Annotated in this window: 24 protein-coding genes and 1 pseudogene; 17 read left to right on the top strand and 8 right to left on the bottom strand. The window is 60.7% G+C overall.

All coding sequences use genetic code 11. The features are described 5' to 3' along the window. The first annotated feature begins 22 nt into the window (after nt 1-22). The 6 genes from BBF94_RS07545 to BBF94_RS07570 all read left to right on the top strand — a co-directional run bounded on the left by BBF94_RS07545 (nt 23) and on the right by BBF94_RS07570 (nt 4,798). Nucleotides 23-343, top strand: coding sequence for a hypothetical protein (locus BBF94_RS07545; protein WP_065258418.1), 321 nt, complete (start codon nt 23-25; stop codon nt 341-343). Between the two features lie 46 nt (nt 344-389). Then, nucleotides 390-1,748: an ANL family adenylate-forming protein gene (locus BBF94_RS07550; protein WP_065258419.1), complete on the top strand. Its 1,359-nt coding sequence runs from the start codon at nt 390-392 to the stop codon at nt 1,746-1,748. A 33-nt stretch (nt 1,749-1,781) separates the two neighbouring features. Next, nucleotides 1,782-2,024 (top strand): acyl carrier protein, encoded by a 243-nt coding sequence (locus BBF94_RS07555; RefSeq protein ID WP_065258420.1) that lies wholly within the window; start codon nt 1,782-1,784, stop codon nt 2,022-2,024. Beyond that, nucleotides 2,021-3,082 carry a 3-oxoacyl-ACP synthase III family protein gene (locus BBF94_RS07560; RefSeq protein ID WP_065258421.1) on the top strand — a complete coding sequence of 354 codons (1,062 nt, stop codon included), beginning with the start codon at nt 2,021-2,023 and terminating at the stop codon, nt 3,080-3,082. Before BBF94_RS07555 ends, BBF94_RS07560 begins: the two co-directional genes overlap by 4 nt. A gap of 90 nt (nt 3,083-3,172) precedes the next feature. After that, nucleotides 3,173-3,790 carry a hypothetical protein gene (locus tag BBF94_RS07565; protein ID WP_065258440.1) on the top strand — a complete coding sequence of 206 codons (618 nt, stop codon included), beginning with the start codon at nt 3,173-3,175 and terminating at the stop codon, nt 3,788-3,790. A 93-nt stretch (nt 3,791-3,883) separates the two neighbouring features. Then, the gene (locus tag BBF94_RS07570) at nt 3,884-4,798 is read left to right on the top strand and encodes a LysR family transcriptional regulator (RefSeq protein ID WP_065258422.1); all 915 of its coding nucleotides are present in this window, start codon (nt 3,884-3,886) and stop codon (nt 4,796-4,798) included. Here the strand turns inward: BBF94_RS07570 and BBF94_RS07575 are convergent. Together BBF94_RS07575 and tcuC are read right to left on the bottom strand one after the other, a co-directional pair. Beyond that, nucleotides 4,788-5,558, bottom strand: coding sequence for a substrate-binding domain-containing protein (locus tag BBF94_RS07575; RefSeq protein WP_065258423.1), 771 nt, complete (start codon nt 5,556-5,558; stop codon nt 4,788-4,790). The two genes, BBF94_RS07570 and BBF94_RS07575, sit on opposite strands and share 11 nt — an antisense overlap. A 10-nt stretch (nt 5,559-5,568) precedes the next feature. Then, complete coding sequence (gene tcuC / locus BBF94_RS07580) at nt 5,569-6,861, bottom strand: MFS transporter (protein WP_065258424.1); 1,293 nt, start codon at nt 6,859-6,861, stop codon at nt 5,569-5,571. A gap of 249 nt (nt 6,862-7,110) precedes the next feature. On the opposite strand from tcuC, the gene BBF94_RS07585 reads away from it, so the two are divergent. Together BBF94_RS07585 and BBF94_RS07590 are read left to right on the top strand one after the other, a co-directional pair. After that, nucleotides 7,111-7,419 carry an RcnB family protein gene (locus BBF94_RS07585; RefSeq protein WP_065258425.1) on the top strand — a complete coding sequence of 103 codons (309 nt, stop codon included), beginning with the start codon at nt 7,111-7,113 and terminating at the stop codon, nt 7,417-7,419. A 101-nt stretch (nt 7,420-7,520) separates the two neighbouring features. Then, nucleotides 7,521-7,985, top strand: coding sequence for a hypothetical protein (locus tag BBF94_RS07590; protein ID WP_065258426.1), 465 nt, complete (start codon nt 7,521-7,523; stop codon nt 7,983-7,985). A gap of 3 nt (nt 7,986-7,988) precedes the next feature. On the opposite strand, the gene BBF94_RS07595 is transcribed toward BBF94_RS07590, so the two are convergent. Further along, entirely contained in the window at nt 7,989-9,065 is a 1,077-nt protein-coding gene (locus tag BBF94_RS07595; protein WP_065258427.1) for a sensor domain-containing diguanylate cyclase, read from the bottom strand. Between the two features lie 142 nt (nt 9,066-9,207). Between BBF94_RS07595 and BBF94_RS07600 the strand changes: the two genes are divergently transcribed. Next, a complete protein-coding gene (locus BBF94_RS07600) occupies nt 9,208-9,546 on the top strand; it encodes an FKBP-type peptidyl-prolyl cis-trans isomerase (protein WP_007952931.1) in 339 nt (112 codons plus the stop codon). Nucleotides 9,547-9,632: 86 nt separating this feature from the next. On the opposite strand, the gene BBF94_RS07605 is transcribed toward BBF94_RS07600, so the two are convergent. Beyond that, nucleotides 9,633-9,914 carry a hypothetical protein gene (locus tag BBF94_RS07605; protein ID WP_065258428.1) on the bottom strand — a complete coding sequence of 94 codons (282 nt, stop codon included), beginning with the start codon at nt 9,912-9,914 and terminating at the stop codon, nt 9,633-9,635. A gap of 10 nt (nt 9,915-9,924) precedes the next feature. Beyond that, nucleotides 9,925-10,296, bottom strand: a complete 372-nt coding sequence (locus BBF94_RS07610) for a DUF6124 family protein (protein WP_065258429.1) — start codon at nt 10,294-10,296, stop codon at nt 9,925-9,927. Between the two features lie 588 nt (nt 10,297-10,884). On the opposite strand from BBF94_RS07610, the gene BBF94_RS07615 reads away from it, so the two are divergent. From BBF94_RS07615 to dmeF, 4 genes are all read left to right on the top strand, one after another. Continuing rightward, nucleotides 10,885-11,208: a type II toxin-antitoxin system RelE/ParE family toxin gene (locus BBF94_RS07615; RefSeq protein ID WP_065258430.1), complete on the top strand. Its 324-nt coding sequence runs from the start codon at nt 10,885-10,887 to the stop codon at nt 11,206-11,208. A 3-nt stretch (nt 11,209-11,211) separates the two neighbouring features. Beyond that, nucleotides 11,212-11,523, top strand: a complete 312-nt coding sequence (locus tag BBF94_RS07620) for a helix-turn-helix domain-containing protein (RefSeq protein WP_065258431.1) — start codon at nt 11,212-11,214, stop codon at nt 11,521-11,523. Nucleotides 11,524-11,703: 180 nt separating this feature from the next. Beyond that, a complete protein-coding gene (locus BBF94_RS07625; protein WP_065258432.1) occupies nt 11,704-11,979 on the top strand; it encodes a metal/formaldehyde-sensitive transcriptional repressor in 276 nt (91 codons plus the stop codon). 11 nt (nt 11,980-11,990) lie between these two features. Beyond that, nucleotides 11,991-12,914, top strand: a complete 924-nt coding sequence (dmeF, locus tag BBF94_RS07630) for a CDF family Co(II)/Ni(II) efflux transporter DmeF (protein WP_065258441.1) — start codon at nt 11,991-11,993, stop codon at nt 12,912-12,914. A 1-nt stretch (nt 12,915) separates the two neighbouring features. Here dmeF and BBF94_RS07635 read toward each other — a convergent pair whose 3' ends face one another. Further along, a complete protein-coding gene (locus BBF94_RS07635) occupies nt 12,916-14,010 on the bottom strand; it encodes a cytochrome P450 (RefSeq protein WP_065258433.1) in 1,095 nt (364 codons plus the stop codon). A gap of 79 nt (nt 14,011-14,089) precedes the next feature. Here BBF94_RS07635 and BBF94_RS07640 point away from each other — a divergent pair, with 79 nt between their 5' ends. The 3 genes and pseudogenes from BBF94_RS07640 to BBF94_RS07650 all read left to right on the top strand — a co-directional run. Then, the gene (locus BBF94_RS07640; protein WP_065258434.1) at nt 14,090-14,845 is read left to right on the top strand and encodes an ArsR/SmtB family transcription factor; all 756 of its coding nucleotides are present in this window, start codon (nt 14,090-14,092) and stop codon (nt 14,843-14,845) included. An 88-nt stretch (nt 14,846-14,933) separates the two neighbouring features. Beyond that, a complete protein-coding gene (locus BBF94_RS07645; protein ID WP_065258435.1) occupies nt 14,934-16,154 on the top strand; it encodes a putative DNA modification/repair radical SAM protein in 1,221 nt (406 codons plus the stop codon). After that, nucleotides 16,151-16,969: pseudogene (locus BBF94_RS07650) on the top strand (TIGR03915 family putative DNA repair protein); the annotation flags it as partial. The gene BBF94_RS07645 and the pseudogene BBF94_RS07650, both read left to right, overlap by 4 nt. A 23-nt stretch (nt 16,970-16,992) precedes the next feature. Here the strand turns inward: BBF94_RS07650 and BBF94_RS27065 are convergent. Further along, nucleotides 16,993-17,601, bottom strand: coding sequence for a LysE family translocator (locus BBF94_RS27065; protein ID WP_082302376.1), 609 nt, complete (start codon nt 17,599-17,601; stop codon nt 16,993-16,995). 106 nt (nt 17,602-17,707) lie between these two features. On the opposite strand from BBF94_RS27065, the gene BBF94_RS07655 reads away from it, so the two are divergent. Further along, on the top strand, nt 17,708-18,586 hold the full coding sequence (locus BBF94_RS07655) for a LysR substrate-binding domain-containing protein (protein ID WP_065258436.1): 879 nt from the start codon (nt 17,708-17,710) through the stop codon (nt 18,584-18,586). Between the two features lie 52 nt (nt 18,587-18,638). Here BBF94_RS07655 and BBF94_RS07660 read toward each other — a convergent pair whose 3' ends face one another. Next, nucleotides 18,639-19,658, bottom strand: a complete 1,020-nt coding sequence (locus tag BBF94_RS07660; RefSeq protein WP_065258437.1) for a branched-chain amino acid aminotransferase — start codon at nt 19,656-19,658, stop codon at nt 18,639-18,641. Between the last annotated feature and the right edge of the window lie 224 nt (nt 19,659-19,882).

The following is a 19,882-nucleotide window of genomic DNA, read 5'->3' on the forward strand; positions in this document are numbered from 1 at the left end:
CCCCCAATAAAGGAATGTTGGAATGCTCAACGAAGTCAAAACCCTGGTCGAATCCGCCGTGCGGCAACAGGATCTGTTGCTGAGCGAACCCATCGACCTGTCCCGTGGCGAAGACAGCCCGCTGTATGGCGTCGAAGGCACCATCGACTCCATGACCCTGGTCTCGATCATCGTCGACACCGAAGAAAAGATCCGTCACCGATTCGGCGCTGAAGTGCATCTGGCCGACACCTCACACTTGCCTGCGACCGCCACGCCGTTCGCGACACTCGGCACCCTGTGTGCCTACGTCATGGACCGTCTGGCGTCTGCGGTGGCAGGGGGCGAAGCACAGGCGATCTGACTCAACGGCCGCCGCCGTCGGGCGGCATCTTTTTCGAGAGGTGGACATGCAAGTCGAAACGTTTCTGGATCATCTGAAGGCCGGCGCGGACAGACCGGCAATCGTCAGCGACGAAGGTCGCTTTACCTATGCCGAACTGTGTCGGCAGATCGACGTCTATGCCCAGACGCTCGCGGCGCAATCGGTCAGCGATTGCTGTGTGCTGCTGGTCGACAACTACAGCTTCAACAGCGTTTGCCTGCTGTTCGCGCTGTGGCGGCGCAACAACGTCGTGGCATTGTCGGTGCCCAAAAGCGCCGAACAGCTCGCCAACCTGGCGAACGCCGCTGGCGCGCGATTCACCGTGACGGGCAACGGGCCGCAGGGATTCTCGGTGCTGGCGAACGATAATGCCGGGCTGCCGTCGACCGTCGAGGGCCTCGTGTCGCGCCGGCAGGCCGGTTTCATTGTGTTCTCGTCCGGCTCGACCGGGCCGGCCAAGGGCGTGGTGCACGAAGCCGCCCCGTTCTTCGAGCGCTACCTGAAGGCTGAACAGTGCGGTGCGATTCTGGCGTTCCTGCTGTTCGATCACATTGGCGGGCTGGTCACCGTACTGCAGGCGCTGGCCACTCACGGGACACTGGTGCTGCCCAACGAGCGCTCGCCTCAGGAGGTCGGCCGCTGCATCGAAACGTTCAAGGTACAAACGCTGCACGTGTCGCCGACGCTGTTGAACCTGGCGACGATCACCGGCGTGTTCCAGACCTGGGATACCGGCAGCCTGCAACGCATCTATTACGGCTCGGAACCAAGCTCGTCCGAAGCCATTCAACGCATCGCCCGCACATTGCCGCAGGTGCGCCTGAACCAGTTGTACGGCATGTCGGAAATCGGTGTGTTGCCCTGTCGCGGGCTGGACGGCGACAGCGCCTGGATGACCGTCGACGATCCGGCCTACAGCCTGCGAGTGGTCGACGGCATTCTGCAGGTGCGCGGGGCGACCAACATGCTCGGCTATCTGACCGGCCCGGGTGAGCTGTCCGACGACGGCTACCTGATCACCCAGGATCTGGCGGAAGAACGCGACGGGTACTTCAGGGTCAGCGGCCGGGCGGTCGATGTGATCAACGTCGGTGGCAAAAAGGTCTTCCCGTCCCATGTGGAAAGCGTGTTGATGGGCATCGACAATGTGTCCGACGTGGTTGTGTACGGTCAGCCCAACCCGCTGCTGGGCCAGATCGTGGCCGCGCGTTTCACCTTGGTCGAACCGGAGTCACTGGAGGTGTTCAAGCCCCGGCTCTACGCCGCGATCCGTGACGTGCTGGCAGCGGAGCAGTTGCCTCGGCTGATTTCCGTCAGCGACACGCCGCTGTTCACCAGCCGCTTCAAGAAAATGCGCCATCCCGGCGTCCTCAGCGGGTCGTAAGACCTGCTTATCACGTTATAAGGAAATGACAACATGGCCGTACTCGAAACAATGCGCGCAAGCATCGCTGAAATCCTGACCCTGCCGCTGGACGAGCTGAAGGGCGATTTCCGGCTGGAGAACAGCGACTACTGGGATTCGATGGCCAGGATCGGCATCGTCGCTCTGGTGTTCGAATCCACAGGCGTGACCGTGTCGGGCGAGGAGATGGACCGAATCGTGACGGTGCAGGACATCTTCGATCTGGTCACCCTGAAAATGAAGGAATCGGCATGACCCTGCACAGTCTTTCCGGAGTGGCCGTCCGTGCGGTCACGTCCGCGATGCCCGAGCGGCGTGTGGTGCTGGATGACTTCGCCGAGCTGTTCGGCGCCAAGGAAGTGGCCCGCATCGCCAAAAGCACCGGCATCGAATCGATCAGGGAAGCCGGATCGCTGAACACCTCCGATCTGGTGATCGCCGCATGCCGCCACCTGTTGGATCAGGACGGCTGCGCGGCGCAGGACATCGACGGGCTGATCGTCGTGACCCAGACGCCCGACTCGTGGGTGCCGGGCGTCGGTTTTCTGGTTCAGCAGGCGCTCGGGCTGCCACAGCACTGCCTGATCCTGAACGTCTCCGCCGGGTGTTCGGGGTACGTCAGCGCACTGGTTCAGGCCGGCGCGCTGATCTCGGCCGGTGCCTGCAAAAAGGTATTGCTGTGCACCGGCGATGTGACCACCAAGCTGCTGGACGGGCGCGACCGGCATGTGAAGATGCTGTTCGGCGATGCGGCTTCCGCCACGTTGCTGGAGGCGGGCGAGGGCACGTTCGAATTCCTGTGCGGCGCCGACGGCAGCGGTCGCGAAGCGCTGGAGTCCGACATTGCCTACAGCGGTGAAGGCGACAGTCACACCCGTGCCTCGATCCAGCGTCTGCACATGGACGGGACGGCGGTGATGAACTTTGCACTGAACCGCGTACCGCAGACCGTCAAGGCCTTGCTCGACGCCACGGGGCTGACTCCGGCGTCGCTGGATCTGCTGGTGCTGCACCAGGCGAACGGGTTCATGCTCAACTACCTGCGCCGCATGATCGGCGTGGCGCCGGAGAAGATGCCGGTCGACATCGACGATGTCGGCAACACCAGCTCCACGTCGATTCCGATTGTCCTGTCCCGCCACAGTGCCGTCGGTACTGCGCAGGCAGAGCATGTCGTGCTGTGCGGGTTTGGCGCCGGTCTGTCCTGGGGCGCGTTGAAGCTCGACCTGCGGCGTACGCTGGCCGTGCCGCCGTGCTACGTACCTGAAAAAGCTGCGCAAGTGGCACAAGCCGACGAGCGTCTGGAAGCCTGACAGGCGACCGTTGCCAAGCTTTCGGGGATGCCTGCCGGTATCCTCGAAGGCATTCGGTTCTCGCCATCGAATGACAAGGAAAGCCACGGTATGTCAGGGACATTCTGGAAAACACTCGGGATTCTGGGTGACAAGAGCGTTGCACACGGGATCTCTCCGTCGCCGTTTCTTGTGCGATTCAACTTCTACGAAATGCATCAGTCGGGCATGATCGCGGCGCAGCCCGATGCCATCATCGCCGCCGTGTGCGCCCTGGACATGCGAGCGGACCGGGTGGCCGATGCCTTGCTGACCCTGCGCGAACTGCCGGCGAAGCTCATCAGAATCATCAGCAATCGACCAACGCCGGCGCTTGCGCCGTTCGGTTTTGACGCGTTCACCTTGCTGCGGCGCACTGACAACGAAGTGTCCCTCGGGCTGGCGGGGCGTTTCTGGCGCCCGGATCTGGACCCCTGCCATGTGGCCGATGCAGCGGCGTTCATGGCGCTGGACGATCCCCGCGTCGCCAGACTGGTGTTGCGCTTTGAAGTCATCGAGCAGCCGGACGGCTTGCGCACGCTGCGCACCGAAACGTTCGTGTCATGCCCCAACACTCGGACCCGATGGTTGTTCACACCGTATTGGCTGGTGATCCGTCTGGCCAGCGGCTGGATCCGGCGGCGGACCCTGGCGACGATTCAAAGGCAATTTCAGGTGCAAGACCGATAGCCGTCGGGTTCGAGGGAGAAGCGAGGCCTGTAACAATTTGCATCAATTGGTTACATTGATAGCCTCAGCGAATCAATTTCCCGCGAGTGTGCCATGGCCATCAACTTCGACCTCAACGACCTGCAAGCCTTTCGCGCCGTGGTCGAGCAGGGCAGTTTCCGCAAGGCCGCCGATACCGTGCGCATCTCGCAACCGGCCCTGAGCCGGCGTATCGAAAAGCTCGAAGACGCCCTGGGCGTGAAGCTGTTCGAGCGCACCACACGCAAGGTCAGCCTGACCCAGGCCGGACGCGGCTTCATGCCCAGTGTCGAGCGTTTGCTGGACGATCTTGACGTGGCGTTGCTCGGCATCAGCGAAGTCGCCTCGAACCGTCAGGGCCACGTCACCGTCGCCTGTGTACCGTCGGCGGCGTACTACTTCATGCCGCGAGTGGTGGCGCGCTATCACCGGCAGTTTCCGCGCATCAAGGTCAAAGTCCTCGACTCCAGCGCCCACGACGTGCTGACGGCGGTGGTCAACGGCGAAGCGGATTTCGGCTTGAGTTTCATGGGCACCCAGGATGCGGGCGTGGATTTCGAGCCGCTGGTGCAGGAAAGCTATGTGGTCGCCTGTCGCCGTGATCATCCGCTGGCCGGGCGCAGCAGCGTGACCTGGGACGAGTTCTACCGACAGGATTACATCTCGCTGGACAAGACTTCCGGCAACCGCTTTTTGCTCGATCAGGCGCTGGCGAAAGTGGTGCCGCAACGGCCGAGCATCTGCGAAACCCTGCACGTGACGACGATGATCGGTCTGGTGGAGGCGGGACTGGGGGTAGCGGCGGTGCCATTGATGGCGATGCCGGCGGCGGATCATCCGATCCTGACAAGGGTGCCGTTGATCGATCCGCAAGTGATGCGCAGCGTCGGCATCATCAAGCGCCGGGGTCGCACCCTGACCCCGGCGGCACTGGAACTGGAGCGGCTGGTGGTGGAGATGAAAATCCAGCCGCCTGACGTCAACGCTTGACCGAATCCAGCCCGGTAGCCTGCACGTCGGCCTGGGCGGCAGGTGCCGCGAGGTAGGCGAGCAACGCCCTGGCTTCCTGCGGATGCTGCGCACCCACCGGAATGCCCGCCGCAAAACGCGTTACCGACTGCACCGACTCCGGAATCTTCGCCACAAAGCTCACCCCCGGCACCGGCAGCAACTCGCTGACCTGCTGGAAGCCCAATTGATAGTCGCCCGTGGCGACCACCGAGCCCACCGGGATTTTCGGGATCATCTTCGCCTTCGGTTTCAGCTGATCTTCGATGCCCAGTTTCTTGAACAACTGCTGCTCGATGTACACGCCGCTGGCGCTGTCGGAATAGGCCACCGATCTTGCATCGAGCAGGGTTTTCTTCAGGGCATCGACGTTGCTGATGTCCGGTTTCGGCGCACCTTCGCGCACCACCAGGCCGATTCGCGAATCTGCCAGTTCTACCCGTGACGCCGGGTCGACCTTGCCTTGCTTGATCAGATCATCGAGGGCGTAGCCGACCATGATCACCACGTCTGCCTTTTCGCCACGGGCAAGGCGATTGGGGATTGCCTCCGGTGCCTTGCCCATCGACGGGCCGAGTTGGGTATCCAGCGTGTTGCCGGTGGCAGCGGCGAATTTCGGCCCCAGGATCTTGTAAGCCGCGGTGAAACCGCCGGAGGTCATCACTCGCAGCTCTTCGGCCTGGGCCGTAACGTTGAATGCAAGAGCGGCGAGCAGGGCGGTAACGGTAAACAGTTTTTTCATGGTGATGTTCTCAGGCAGTAACAGGTTGCAGACGACCGCCCGCACGGCGATACAGATAAAGCGTCGCACCCAGTGCGCAGAGCGCGCCGATGCTCATCCAGTAACCCGGCGCAGCCTTGTCGCCGGTGTACTGAATCAGGAAAGTCGACATTGCCGGGGTGAAGCCGCCGAAGATCGCGGTGGCAAGGCTGTAGGCCAACGAGAAACCGGCCACACGAACCTCAACCGGCATGATCTCGGTCAGCGCCGGAATCATTGCGCCGTTGTACAGGCCGTAGATGAACGACAGCCACAACAGCGACAGCAGCATGTGGCTGAAGCTCGGTGCCTGCACCAGATACGACAGCGCCGGATACGTGGTGGCCAGGGCCAGCAGCGACATGGCGATCAGCACCGGACGCCGCCCGACACGATCAGACAAAGCGCCGCCAATCGGCAGCCAGAAAAAGTTGGAGACGCCCACCAGCAGAGTCACCAGCAACGCATCGGATGTGCTCAGGTGCAGCACGGTCTTGCCGAAGGTCGGCGCGTAAACCGTGATCAGGTAGAACGCGGTGGTGGTCAGGGCAACCATCAACATCCCGCCCAGCACCACGCCCCAGTTGTGGCCGAGGGTGCGGAACACTTCTTTCATGTTCGGGCGATGTTTGCGGGCGGCGAACTCTTCGGTCTCTGCCAGTTTGCGCCGCAGGATGAAGATGAACGGCACGATCATGCAGCCGACGAAAAACGGAATCCGCCAGCCCCAATCGGCGACAGCTTGCGGCGCCATCCATTGGTTCAAGCCATAACCCAGTGCCGCGGCGACGACGATTGCCACCTGCTGGCTGGCCGACTGCCAGGCGGTGAAAAAGCCTTTGCGACCGGGCGTGGCGATCTCCGAGAGATACACCGAGACCCCGCCCAGTTCCGCACCGGCAGAGAAGCCTTGCAGCAGCCGGCCGATCAACACCAGCGCCGGGGCAAACAGGCCGATGGTTTCGTATCCGGGCACCAGCACGATCAGGATCGTGCCGCTGGCCATGATCGACAGGGTCACGATCAGACCTTTGCGACGACCCACGTCGTCGATGTACGCACCGAGCACAATGGCCCCCAGCGGACGCATCAAAAAGCCTGCGCCGAACACCGCGAACGTCATCATCAGGGATGCGAACTCACTGCTCGCCGGAAAGAACACCGCCGCGATCTGCGTGGCGTAGAAGCCGAACAGAAAGAAGTCGAACTGTTCGAGGAAGTTACCCGAGGTCACCCGGAAAATGGCACCGGCCCGCGAGCCGCCGTGTGGGATTGAGGCTGTCATCGAAAAATACTCCACCGCTTTTATGACGTGCGCGACGGGGAGGCGGCGCACGGTTTTTATTGGGGCGGATAGTGGCGCAGGGGGATCGATCTGTTAATTGCATAGTTGGCATGGATTGATGCGCATGCCGGATCAATGCATCTGGAGGGACGACTACACTTTCGAATCCGGCATCATCAAAAAACAAGGAATGATTCCAGAACACCGCAGTCGGAGTTCAGGTATCACACATCTGAAGGAGGTTCACCGATGAACAACAAGACCCTGATCGCCAGCCTGGCCCTTGTCGCCGGCATCGCCGGGATCACCCCACTCGTTCAAGCGGCGCAACCCTCGACCGACACCGTCGAACGCTCGCCCACCGACGGCCGCGAACTGAAGGTCAACGACCGCGCCCCGGACGTCTATCAGCGCAGCGAAAAAGCCATCAAGAACTGGAAACAGAAAGGTCTCAGGCAACCCGATCCGCAGGCGCAGTGGGTGCAGATGAACGACAAGTACGTGATGGTGATGATCACCAACGGGACAATTGTGGATATCAAGCCGGTGGAGCGTTAGGCCGTCAGCAACAATTGGCCATGGACGGTTGATTGCATTCGAGCGCCGTTCGGGTAAAACGCGAGGGGCGTTTCGAGTGACTGGATGTCAGGAGCAATTCGTTGGAAAAGAAACCCCTCTACCGCAAAGAAAACACCACGGCCCACAACGTATGGCGCAACAACCCGGGCGGGCATTATCGGCATCAGCGAAACACCAAGGCTGAAATTCACAGCGACGCTACACGCGGCTCGATGCATGGCATCAAGCATCATGGCTACGATTACACGCCGTTGTTCCGCTTTTTACTGTCGCGTGTCGGCGGTGATTGGGATGAAATTTTCAGTGAGGCAGTGTCGCGGCTGGATCGGCAGGAGCCGGTGTTCTGGATGGTCGCTGTGCTTGAAAGTGACCGGGAAGAAATAGTGCGACTCGGTGAGTCGAGTTTCTTCAATGGTCTGTATGTCGATGAACAGAAGCGCCTGCAAATCGTCAATCCCGCCCTGAAAGCCGAAGATATGACGCCCAACTGTCAGTGCTGCACTCATACATTCAATGGCGTCGTGTTCGGTACACCCGGGCGCTGAGATTCAGTCGACCCGGCTATGGCTCAACGCCTGTCCGCCACCCAACCGGTACTGATTATTCCCGCTGCGCTTGGCCTCATACATCGCCAGATCTGCAATGTGCAGCAGCCGGTCCATGGTCGGCGCATGGTCGGGGAAGACGGCGACGCCGAGGCTGGTGCCGATGTGGCGTTGGTCGTTGCCGATGTTGATGGGCGGGGAGAGTTCGATGAAGATTTTCTGGCAGATGCTGCGGGCCTCGTCCTGCAGGTTCAGACCGGGGGCGAGGCCTTGCAGGATGACCACGAATTCGTCGCCGCCGATGCGGGCGACGGTGTCGCTGACCCGCAGGATGCGTTTCAGCCGTGTGGCGGTGGTGATCAGGACACGGTCGCCGGCGGCGTGGCCGTAGCGGTCGTTGATGCTTTTGAAACCGTTGAGATCGATAAACACCAGCGCCACCCGGGTCTCGGTAGCGCGGGCATGTTCCAGCGCTTCTGACAGACGTTCTTCCAGCACCAGTCGATTGGGCAAACCGGTCAGCGGATCGAAGTGGGCCAGGTGCTGAAGGTAACTGGCCGAGGCCTTTTCTTCGGTGATATCGCGCACCACGCCCATCATCTTGATCATCGCGTCATGATCGTTCTTCACCACGTTGCCGGTTTCCCGCAGCCAGCGAATCGTCCCGTCGGGCCAGACCACGCGGTATTCCTCGTCGTGGTTTTCACCGGTTTCCAGGCAGCGCAACTCCCCGGCGCGCACCTTGGCCCGGTCGTCCGGGTGGACGCAGGAGCAGAACAAGGCGTAGGAGGGCGTCACTTCGCCGATCTTGAAGCCGAACATGCCGAAAATTGCGTCGGACCAATACAGTCGATCCGTGTCGACTTCCCAATCCCAGGTGCCGATCCGCGCAAAATACTGGCTGCGTTTGAAGCGCTCGGCATCGCCATCCTGGTGGATGTTCTGGCCTTCCGCGGCGCGGGTGAGCAGTTCGCGATACTCAATAAGCTGCCGACGCAGGGCACGCTCGCGACGAATCAACACGGCGATCACGACCATCAGCACAACGACAAGGGCAAAGCCGATCCAGAGTTGAGTCATTCAAGCATCGCTGACATGGCGTATCGATTCGGGGTTGGTGGCGGGTGGCTATCATTCATCACGGCCAACGCTGGGTCAAACGGTTGCCAATGTCCGGCATTTCTGGGAAAACGGCGGCCAGCGGAACAATAGAGTGAATGTTATGAATGATGAACTGCAGATAATCGATCTTCAGCCCGGCGACGGAAAAGCCGCCGTCAAAGGCGCATTGATCACCACCCAATACACCGGTTGGCTGGAAGACGGCACCGAATTCGATTCGTCCTGGAGCCGGGGCAAACCGTTTCAGTGCGTGATCGGCACGGGCCGTGTGATCAAGGGTTGGGATCAAGGAATCATGGGCATGCAGGTCGGCGGCAAACGCAAACTGCTGGTGCCGGCGCATCTGGGGTATGGCGAGCGGACGATGGGCAAGATTCCGCCTAATTCGAATCTGGTGTTCGAGATTGAGTTACTGGAGGTTTTGACGCGGGAGGATTGATTGCTCCGCGTTACAGCTGACGTCATAAAACCCGCTGCCTCCGATCATGGAGCAGCGGGTTTTTTCTTGCCTTTTTACCTGAGGCGTTACGCAGCCATCGCCATCTCATCCAGCGTCGCGGCAACCGTGCTGGTCAGGCTCGGGAATCTGCGTTTGACGCTGTTAAGTGCCGGCATTACGCGGTTTTGATTCAGTTTGCCGTGATCGCGGGCGAGCTGGACGAGGGCCTCGAGGGCGGCGGTGACGATGGATTTTCTTTCGCTTTCGAGCAGCAGCAGACAGGCCTTTTCGGCCCATTGGCTGTCTTTTTCGTTGAGGCCGATGGAGATCAGGGCGGCGACGACGTGTGCATCGGATTTGCTTTCCATGGTGTGTTCCTCAGGTCGTGGCATCGAGGGTGTCCAGCGCCCGGTTCACGGCGAGCTCGCCACACATCACCACTTGGGCGATGCCCAGCACGGTACTGCGGTAGGGCGGGTCCAGCAGCGCGGCGAAGTCGCTGAGCATCACGCTGGCCGAGGCCATCGATTCGCAGGCGTGGGCCAGCAAGGCATGTTGATCGACGTGGGGGGCGATGAGGAACATGCGACCGGGGCAGTGCTGTTTCGGGGCGGTGGGTTTCAGGTAATGGTCGAGGGCGCGCTCGGCGGCTTCGTGGAGTTTTTTTGAATCAGTTGAGGAGTAAGGGGAGGTTGGGTCGGATTCGGACTGGATGTCTGTTTCCGGAGGATTGGGTGTTGGCTTGATCATTTGCTTAGAACCTTTCAATTGAGGCTTACACCGTCATTTGCGACTAAACAAATTGGGTGGCAGCTATGCGCAGGTTAGTCGACCGGTGGTTCTAAGCTTTCCCGGCGCACCCGAAGGTGCCCTGCGCACAGCTACCATTAAGTACAGGCGTAGAAATGCCTGACAGAAATGACTCTATGCAGCTTAAAACCCACCGAGCGACTAAACCCGTTCACTGACCATTCAGTGATGCGAATCAAGTTACGGGCAGACCCCAAACCGCACAAGCCGGCGGATTCTGGCGTAGTTGTAGGCAAAGGCGCAAGGCAATGTAGCCTCCCGGATGAGGGCAAAATGATGCGTCATTTTTCAGTCCGCCATCGCGAGCAGGCTCGCTCCCACATGGACTCCGTTGCGGCTTATCAGGTGTGCCGGCTCGCGCATTTCTGCTTTGTGATACCAAATGTCAGATAAGCCAATTCAAACTTGATTTATATCGGTTTTGATATAGTCTGCTGGTATGTGATCGCTGCCATTCCTTGCAACACACCGCCGCGACACGATTCCGTCCGGGCTATTACGCTTTTCTTTCCAACACAGGAGAAGCCAATGCCAAGACACAAGGACGTGGTGTTTGTCGGGAGTGCGCTCAAGGATTTGAGAGCTTTTCCCCTCGATGCTCGCAGAGCTGCAGGATTCCAGCTGGATCTGTTGCAACAGGGCGACGAACCCTTTGACTGGCGCCCCATGAAAACAGTCGGGCGGGGCGTCAATGAAATCAGAATCACCGAGGATTCAGGGGCGTTTCGAGTGTTTTATGTGGTCAACCGGCCTGACGCGATTTATGTGCTGCACGCCCTGCAAAAGACCACGCGCAAAACCGAGACGCGAGACATAGAACTGGCACGGGCCAGATACCAGGAAATAGGTTGAACCATGACGGATCATCAAAACTCTTCCCAGCGTTTCGCAAGCGTCTGGGATGCACTGGAAGACACGCCGCAGGACGCGGCCAACATGCGCCTGCGGGCCAAACTGATGCGTACGCTGTGCGAAACCATACGAGCCTGGGAGCTTCCGCAGAAGGAGGCGGCCAAGCGTCTTGGCATCACCCAGCCGCGCCTTAACGACGTACTCAACGGCAAAATCGACAAGTTCTCTCTGGATGCGCTGGTCAACCTGTCGGCCGCAGCGCAGCTGGACGTAGACCTCTGCTTCTCGTCGTCTCCGCCACTGCAATGGGCCTGACAGGCGAGGGTTCCCAACGATCCTGCCTCTGAAAAGCCTTCCAGAGGCGGCGCCGTCTGATGCGCCGCCTCATTCTTCCACATCAAAATCTCAAGCCGCGACGGACGGTCGGAAACAGGCCTTGCTCCTTTCGGTCGGAACAGCGACTATGCTCGCCATATAGGGGTAGGGGGTATAGGTATGTCGCACACACATGAACACAAAGGCGAGTTGCTCAATCGGGTCCGGCGCATTGCCGGGCAGGTTCAGGCGGTTGAGCGAGCCCTGGAGTCCGAGGCCGATTGTGCCAAGACGTTGCATTTGATGGCGGCGATTCGCGGTGCGGTCAACGGGCTGATGGAGCAGTTCATCGAGGCCCACGCCCGCGAGCACGTTGCCCATCCCGATCTCAGCGACGAAGCCCGCGCCCAGGGCGTGGAAGAGTTGCTGCAAGCGATTCGCCGATATTCCAAGTGAGCACCGAGATCATGACACTCAAGGTTGATGATTTTTCCCACGACCACCAGTTTCTCGGTGCGTCCCACGACGACAACGCCCGTCGCACCCTGTGGGTGGTGGTGCTCACGTTCGTGATGATGATCGGTGAGATTGCCGCCGGTTATCTCACAGGCTCCATGGCGCTGTTGGCTGACGGTTTCCACATGGCGACCCATGCCGGCGCCTTGGGCATCGCAGCGGCGGCCTACCGTTTTGCGCGGCGCAACGCCGACAACCGTCGCTTCAGTTTCGGCACCGGCAAGGTCGGCGATCTGGCAGGTTTTGCCTCGGCCATGGTGTTGGGACTGGTGTCGCTGGGCATTGCCGGGGAATCGGTTTTCCGTCTGTTCGAGCCCACCAGCGTGGCGTTCGGCGAAGCGACCCTGATTGCCGTGATCGGTCTGGGCGTCAACCTGCTCAGCGCTTTTTTACTGGCCGGCCACCACGGTCATCATGACCACGGACACGGCCATAGCCACGATCATGGTCACCACCATCACGACAACAATCTGCGTTCAGCCTACGTGCACGTATTGGCCGATGCGTTGACGTCGGTGCTGGCAATCGCGGCGCTGCTTGCCGGCCGCTATCTGGGCTGGGTGTGGATGGACCCGGTGATGGGCATCGTCGGTTCCATCGTCATCGCCAAATGGGCCTGGAACCTGATGCGCGACAGCGCCGCCGTGCTGCTCGACACCACCGATGAACCGGTGGCCGAGGAGATCCGCGAACTGCTGGAAACCTGCGACGACGTGCGCATCAGCGACCTGCACGTCTGGCAGGTCGGCCCGCAGGCGCGGGCCGCGATTGTCAGTGTGGTGGCGGCTGCCGGCGTCACGGCAGAAGCGATTCGCGAACGACTGGCGCCGGTGCATGAGTTGTCGCACCTGACCATCGAGTTGCGCAGCGCTTAAGTCATTTTTCGCTGAACAGTGGAATCCGCCCATTGAGGGAAGGGCGGTAATGCCAGGTGAAGCGGCTCAGGTCGATGTCATGGGCGAGGATTTCACCGACGGTGGCGCTGGCAATCGTCATCGCCAACCTTTGCCCCGGGCATTGATGGCGACCGCTGCCGAACGTGAAACTGCGGCGGTTCGGGCGATCCGGCAGAAATTGATCCGGGTTTTCATTCAGTGCCGGGTCGCGATTGGCCGAGGCGAGTAACACCAGAATCACCTCACCTGCTTCAAGTCGCATGCCGTCGATTTCGCAGGTGTTCGCGACAAAACGGCGGGTGTTCTGCACCGATGGATCGAAGCGCTGGACTTCGGCCAGCAGCGAATCGACTGACACGTTGCGTAATTCCGGCTGACGCTGCAACGCCACCAACGCATTGCCGATCAGGCCGGCACTGGCTTCAAAGGTCTGCGAACAGAGACCGATGAGGTTGGCGATCAGCACGTCCTCTTCGCCTGAATAGCGTTGTTGAATGTCGGCGAGAAACGGGTTCGGATCTGCCAGTAATTCAATGAAGTCACCGTGCAATTGCTCCGCTGCCCGATGGGCTGCGGCCAGTTGCAGGTCATTGCTCAGCGGCGACAGGCACGCTGCAAAATCGGCGGTCAGCTCACTGATCGCCCGCGCTTGCGCCGGGGAGAATCCGAGCAACGCTGCAACTACGCACACCGGCCCACGAAACATTGCCTTATATAAGCCGTCGGCATCGTCAGTCACCAGCCGAGCGGCGACCAACGCCCGGACATCGTCGTCATTGATCAGCCCAAGCGTCGGCTCAATGGCCGAACGCGGGCACCGCTGAGCTTCGCCATCATTCATGCGCATCAACTGGCCGAACACCTTGCCCGCCATGCCATCGGCGATGGCTTTGGGCACCGGCTCCTGCGCCGGACGCACCCGGCAATCCGGATTCGCCAGGACGGCGCAAACCGCCCGGGCACTGCTGGCCACCCACAGTTTCAGTCCGTGATGAAAGATGAGACCGCCTTCAGAGCGCAGTTTTGCGTAGTAAGGATAAGGATCGGCGTGAGTCGCAGCGATGATCGGGTCCATGGGTCGCAACCTTGTCGGTGGGGAAAGTGTTGCTACTATCTCCAGTCCTTGGGGGCGATGATTCGTCCGGGAGCGAAATATGCACGCAGAACATCCAGACATCGGCGTCTCGCAGGTGGCGGCCGCCATCGCGGAGCCGGCGCGAACCAAAATGCTGTGTTCGCTGATGGACGGCCACGCCCGCACCGCCACGGAGCTGGCGAGCCTTGCCGATGTCAGCGCCTCGACCGCCAGCGCGCACCTGGCCAGACTCAAGGACCTGGCGCTGGTGCGCCTGTATGTGCAGGGCCGCCACCGTTATTACAGCCTCGCCGACAAGCGTGTGGCCCAGGCGCTGGAAGCGCTGATGGTGATCGGCCAGAACCCTGCGCCGACCTTCAAACCCCACACACCGGATCGCCTGCAATTCGCCCGCACTTGTTACGACCACATGGCCGGGACGTTGGCGGTGTTGCTGCATGACCGGTTGCTGGAAGGCGGATGGCTGGTGGAAACCGATGAACAGACGTATCGCTTGAGCGAACGCGGGGAGGCGCTGTTCCAAGGGCTGGGAGTCAAGGTCAGGGATCTTTCGACGTTGGGTCGGCGGTTTGCCTGCCCGTGTCTGGACTGGAGCATGCGCCGGCCACATTTGGGCGGATCGCTCGGGGCCGCGTTGTTGCAGGTCGCGTTGCAACGCAAATGGGTGACACAGGATCTGGACAGCCGGGCGCTGGCGTTGACGGTGGTGGGGCGCAAGGAAATGGCGGCGCGATTCGGGGTGCAATGGTCCGAAGCGACGCGGCCTGTCCCGGTGCGTAAATCCTCGACCATCGCAGCTGACAGCCGACTGTGATCAGGCTGACTGACGAAGGGTCGTTTTACGGCTTGTCGCCTGTGGATGGACTCTATACTGTATATGCGAACAGTATAAGGTCCATGCCATGCAACTCATCGACAAGCTCAGCATCCTCGCCGACGCCGCCAAATATGACGCTTCCTGCGCCAGCAGCGGCGCGCCCAAGCGTAGCTCCGAGGGCAAGAACGGGCTGGGTTCCACCAACGGCATGGGCATCTGCCACAGCTACACGCCGGACGGGCGTTGCGTGTCGTTGCTCAAGATTCTGCTGACCAATTTCTGTCTCTACGATTGCCAGTATTGCGTCAACCGGCGTTCCAGCGACGTGCCTCGTGCGCGTTTCACGCCAGAGGAGGTGGTGACGCTGACTCTGGATTTCTACCGGCGCAATTGTGTCAGCGGGTTGTTCCTCAGCTCCGGAATCATCCGTTCGGCGGACTACACCATGGAGCAGTTGGTACGTGTCGCGAAGCTGCTGCGTGAGGAGCATGAGTTTCGAGGCTACATCCATCTCAAGACCATCCCCGAAGCGGATCCCGCGCTGATCGAAGAAGCGGGGCGCTATGCCGACCGCTTGAGCGTCAACATCGAATTGCCCACCGATACCAGCCTGCAAACCCTGGCGCCGGAGAAACACATCGGCTCGATCAAGCAGGCGATGAACACGATTCACACCGGCGTACAGACTGTGTTGAACGAACCTCGCGCACCGAAGTTCGCCCCGGCCGGGCAGAGCACGCAGATGATCGTCGGTGCCGATGACACCGACGACAGTACCATCCTGCATAGCGCTCAGGCGTTGTATGGCAACTTCCGTTTGCGCCGTGTGTACTACTCCGCCTTCAGCCCGATTCCCGACAGCCCGAAAAGCGTACCGTTGGCCGCGCCGCCGCTGATGCGCGAGCACCGTTTGTATCAGGCTGACTTCCTGTTGCGCGGTTATGGCTACAGCGCCGGTGAGTTGCTCAAGGGGCCGGGCAATCTGGCGCTGGACATCGACCCGAAACTGGCCTGGGCGCTGCAGAACCGTGAAGTGTTTCCGTTGGATCTCAACCGCGCCGAACCGGCGTTGATTTCGCGTATTCCCGGCATCGGCCTGCGTACCACCGAGCGTCTGGTGGAGCTGCGTCGGCAGCGGCGTATCCGCTATGAAGACGTGGCCCGAATGCGCTGTGTGCTGGCCAAGGCCAAGCCGTTCATCATCACCAGCGATTACCACCCGCAACAGGCGGAGGTCTCCAGCCAGATGCTCTATCAGCAGTTGCGCGACCGGCCGACGCCGCAACAGATGGGGTTATGGGGATGATCAATCTCGACTGTGACGATCTGTTCGACGTCTGGCGCCAACAGGCCCGCTGGCTGCTCAGCCATGAAATCGATCCGAGTCTGGTGAGCTGGGCGTCGGAGAGGGTGAGTGATCTGTTTGCCAGTGACGTGTCGGTGCCAGAAGGGCAGGGGCCGTTTCAGGCGCGGATTCCCCGCGCGTTGCTCGACACGCTGGAACAAGCGTCACGCTATCGTGGTGATCAGCGCTGGAGCCTGTTGTACGAGGTGCTGTGGCGAGTCAGCCATGGCGATCGCACGGCCATGATGGCCGGCGACAAACTGGGCAGCGAGTTGCAGCGGCGGATCAAGCAGGTGCAGCGTGAAGCCCATCATCTGCATGCGTTCGTGCGTTTCATCGAGCGTCCGGCAGAACTGCCGGGCCCGCAATACGTGGCGTGGCACGAACCGGCCCACGACATCCTGCACAGCGCCAGCGAACACTTCATCGGGCGCATGGGGCGACATCGCTGGTTGATCGCAACGCCGCGTGATGGCGTTTATTACGATGGCGAACAATTGATCCATCAGCGCCAATGTCCGCCGCAGTGGCAACAACTGGCACAGAACGTCGACGATCCACGCGGTGATTTATGGCTGGCTTACTACAGCCATATCTTCAACCCGGCGCGGCTGAACGAGAAGGTCATGCAGGGGCATTTGCCCCTGCGCTTCTGGAAGAATCTGCCTGAGGGGGAATTGATCCCTGGTCTGATTACCCAGGCGCGGACGGGCAAGCAGCAGAACGGGCAGGCCGGTGGAATGACCGGGCGTAGCGGCAAACGTATCGCGTTGAAACAGGTGGAGCATCCGCCCGCCGTTCAACGCGTCGCCGAAGCCATGAGCAAACCAAAACCGGCGAAGGTCACTCCCGAGACCTTTGCCGCCAGCCAGGAACCTTTCGGGCTCGACAGCCAGCCCTTGGCGGCATTGGCGAGCAGCGCATAACTGCCGTGCACCAACATGACCAGCACGGCGTAAGAGGCCACCAGTTTGAAAAATTGCGGAAGGAAAGCCTGTGCGGTGTCGATGAACTGCGGGAACACCGCCAGAAAGAAGAAGATGGCTTTGGGGTTGAGAAATTGCAGGGACGCGGCTTCCAGAAAGCGGTAGCTCGGGCGCGATGGGCGGATGTCTCGCAGGGTACGGAAACGATCCGAACGCCAGCTCTTGAAACCCAGGTACAACAGGTAAGCGGCGCCAGTGTATTTCAGCACGGTAAAGGCTGCCGCCGAGGCGCTGAGGATCAGACCGACACTGGTTGCACTGAGGGCAGCGACCACGAACGCCCCCGAGGCAATCCCTAGAATCCCCGGTACTGCACCGGTCCAGCCCAGACGCACGGCGTTGGACAGGGTCAGTACCACACCCGGGCCCGGGCTCAAAATGGTCAGGGTGGCGAAGAGAACAAAGAGTCCGTAACTGTGCATGTCTGGCTCCATCGGGGCGCGGGGGCGGGCGTGCAGTCAGGTTGGCGTGACGACGTGCCTGTGACAAACGCTTTAAATGCGGCGTATGTGTGACTAAATTAGACCCATGAATAAATCACTCCCGCCGCTCAATGCGGTTCGTGCCTTTGCGGTCGCCGCCCGTCACCAGAGTTTCACGCTGGCAGCCGAAGAGCTGCACGTGAGTCATAGCGCCGTCAGCCGGCACATCAAATTGCTGGAAGAACACTTGGGCGTGTTGCTGTTCGAGCGGCGTATCCGGCAATCGCTGCTGACGCCTGCCGGCCAACGCTTTTATCAGCAAGTCAGCGCCGGACTGGCGCAGATCGCCGACGCGGCTGCCGAGTTGCGTCAGCAGGCGGCGCGACCGACAGTGACCATCAACACCCGACCGTCGTTTGCCCAGTTATGGCTGAAGCCCCGGCTGGATGCCTTCATGGCAGAGCATCCGGACATCGAACCGCAGGTGGTCACCCAGACACGGTCGCCGGATCCAGCGCAGGACAGTTTCGACATTGTCATCCGTCGTGGCCGCGACGACTGGGCGTCAACCATCGAGTCACACCCGTTGTTTGAAGATGAATTGTTGATGGTGGCGGCGCCTGCGCTGCTTGAGCGGATACCGCTGGCAGACCTTGCCGATCTGGGTCGGCACACTCTGCTGACTGTCAGGGCGCGGCGCGAAGACTGGCATCACTGGGCGCTGCGTTTTGGTCAGCCTCAGAGTGCAAGCCAGGCGATTCGCCAGTTCGATTACATGCATCGAGTGCTGGAAGCTGCCGTGGCGGGCGAGGGCATCGCGTTGTGTCCGACCACGTTGCTGGGCACGCATCTGTCGAGTGGTCGACTGGTCTGTCCGTCACCCGATCTGCGGATGCCGCTGCCACGTTATTACTACGGTGTTGCGCCACAGGCCTCTGCCTCGGCTCAGACATTTGTGGCGTGGCTGCAAAAACAGACCCCATGAAAAAGCCCCCATCGAGTGATCGATGGGGGCTTTTGTGCATCTGGCCGTCAGATCAAACCTTGACGATCCAGCCGGCTGGCGCTTCGATGTCGCCGGTCTGTACGCCGGTCAGCTCCTTGTAGAGCTTCTGGGTCACAGGGCCGACTTCGGTTTCGCTGTGGAATACGTGCAGGTTGCCGTTGTAGCTGATGCCACCGATCGGGGTGATCACCGCAGCGGTGCCGCAGGCGCCGGCTTCCTTGAAGTCCGACAGCTTGTCGATGAACACGTCGCCTTCGACCACTTCCAGGCCCAGACGGGATTTGGCCAGTTCGATCAGCGACAGACGGGTGATGCCGGGCAATACCGATGGCGAGTTCGGGGTGACGAACTTGTCATGGTGGGTGATCCCGAAGAAGTTGGCCGAACCGACTTCCTCGATCTTCTTGTGGGTCAGCGGATCCAGGTAGATGGCGTCAGCGAAGTGCGCTTTCTTGGCCTGGGAGCCCGGCATCAGGCTGGCGGCGTAGTTGCCACCGACCTTGGCGGCACCGGTGCCTTGTGGCGCGGCGCGGTCGAAGGTGGAGATCTGGAAGTTGTGCGGGGTCAGGCCGCCCTTGAAGTAGGCGCCGACCGGGATCGCGAACACCGAGAAGATGAACTCCGGCGCGGTGCGCACGCCGATGTTGTCACCCACGCCGATCACGAAAGGACGCAGGTACAGCGCGCCGCCGGTGCCGTAAGGCGGGATGAAGCGCTCGTTGGCGCGAACCACTTGCTTGCATGCTTCGATGAACTGCTCGGTGGACACATGCGGCATCAGCAGGCGGGCGCAGCTGCGTTGCATGCGGGCGGCGTTCTGGTCCGGACGGAACAGGTTGATCGAGCCGTCCTTGCAACGATAGGCCTTCAGGCCTTCAAAGCATTGCTGGCCATAGTGAAGGGCCGTGGAACCTTCGCTGATGTGCAGCACGTTGTCTTCGGTCAGGGTGCCTTTGTCCCACTCGCCATTGCGAAAGTACGACAGATAGCGTTTGTCGGTCTTGATGTAGTCAAAACCCAGCTTGTCCCAGTTGATGCTTTCGTTACCCATGACACCCTCTATCACTGAACAACCGCCGAAGCGGTTCAAGGCTTCTGACGTTTTTTTGGATGGGCACAACAATACTTCATTCTTGAGCGGTTTCGCAGCCCGAAATCTCTGCCTTTGATCGTTCCCACGTCGAAACGCTTGATCGTTCCCACGCTCTGCGTGGGAATGCCTCATCGGACGCTCCGCGTTCGGCTTTTGGGACGCGGAGCGTCCCGGGCTGCATT

This window comes from Pseudomonas bananamidigenes (genome assembly GCF_001679645.1).
Lineage (GTDB): Bacteria > Pseudomonadota > Gammaproteobacteria > Pseudomonadales > Pseudomonadaceae > Aquipseudomonas > Aquipseudomonas bananamidigenes.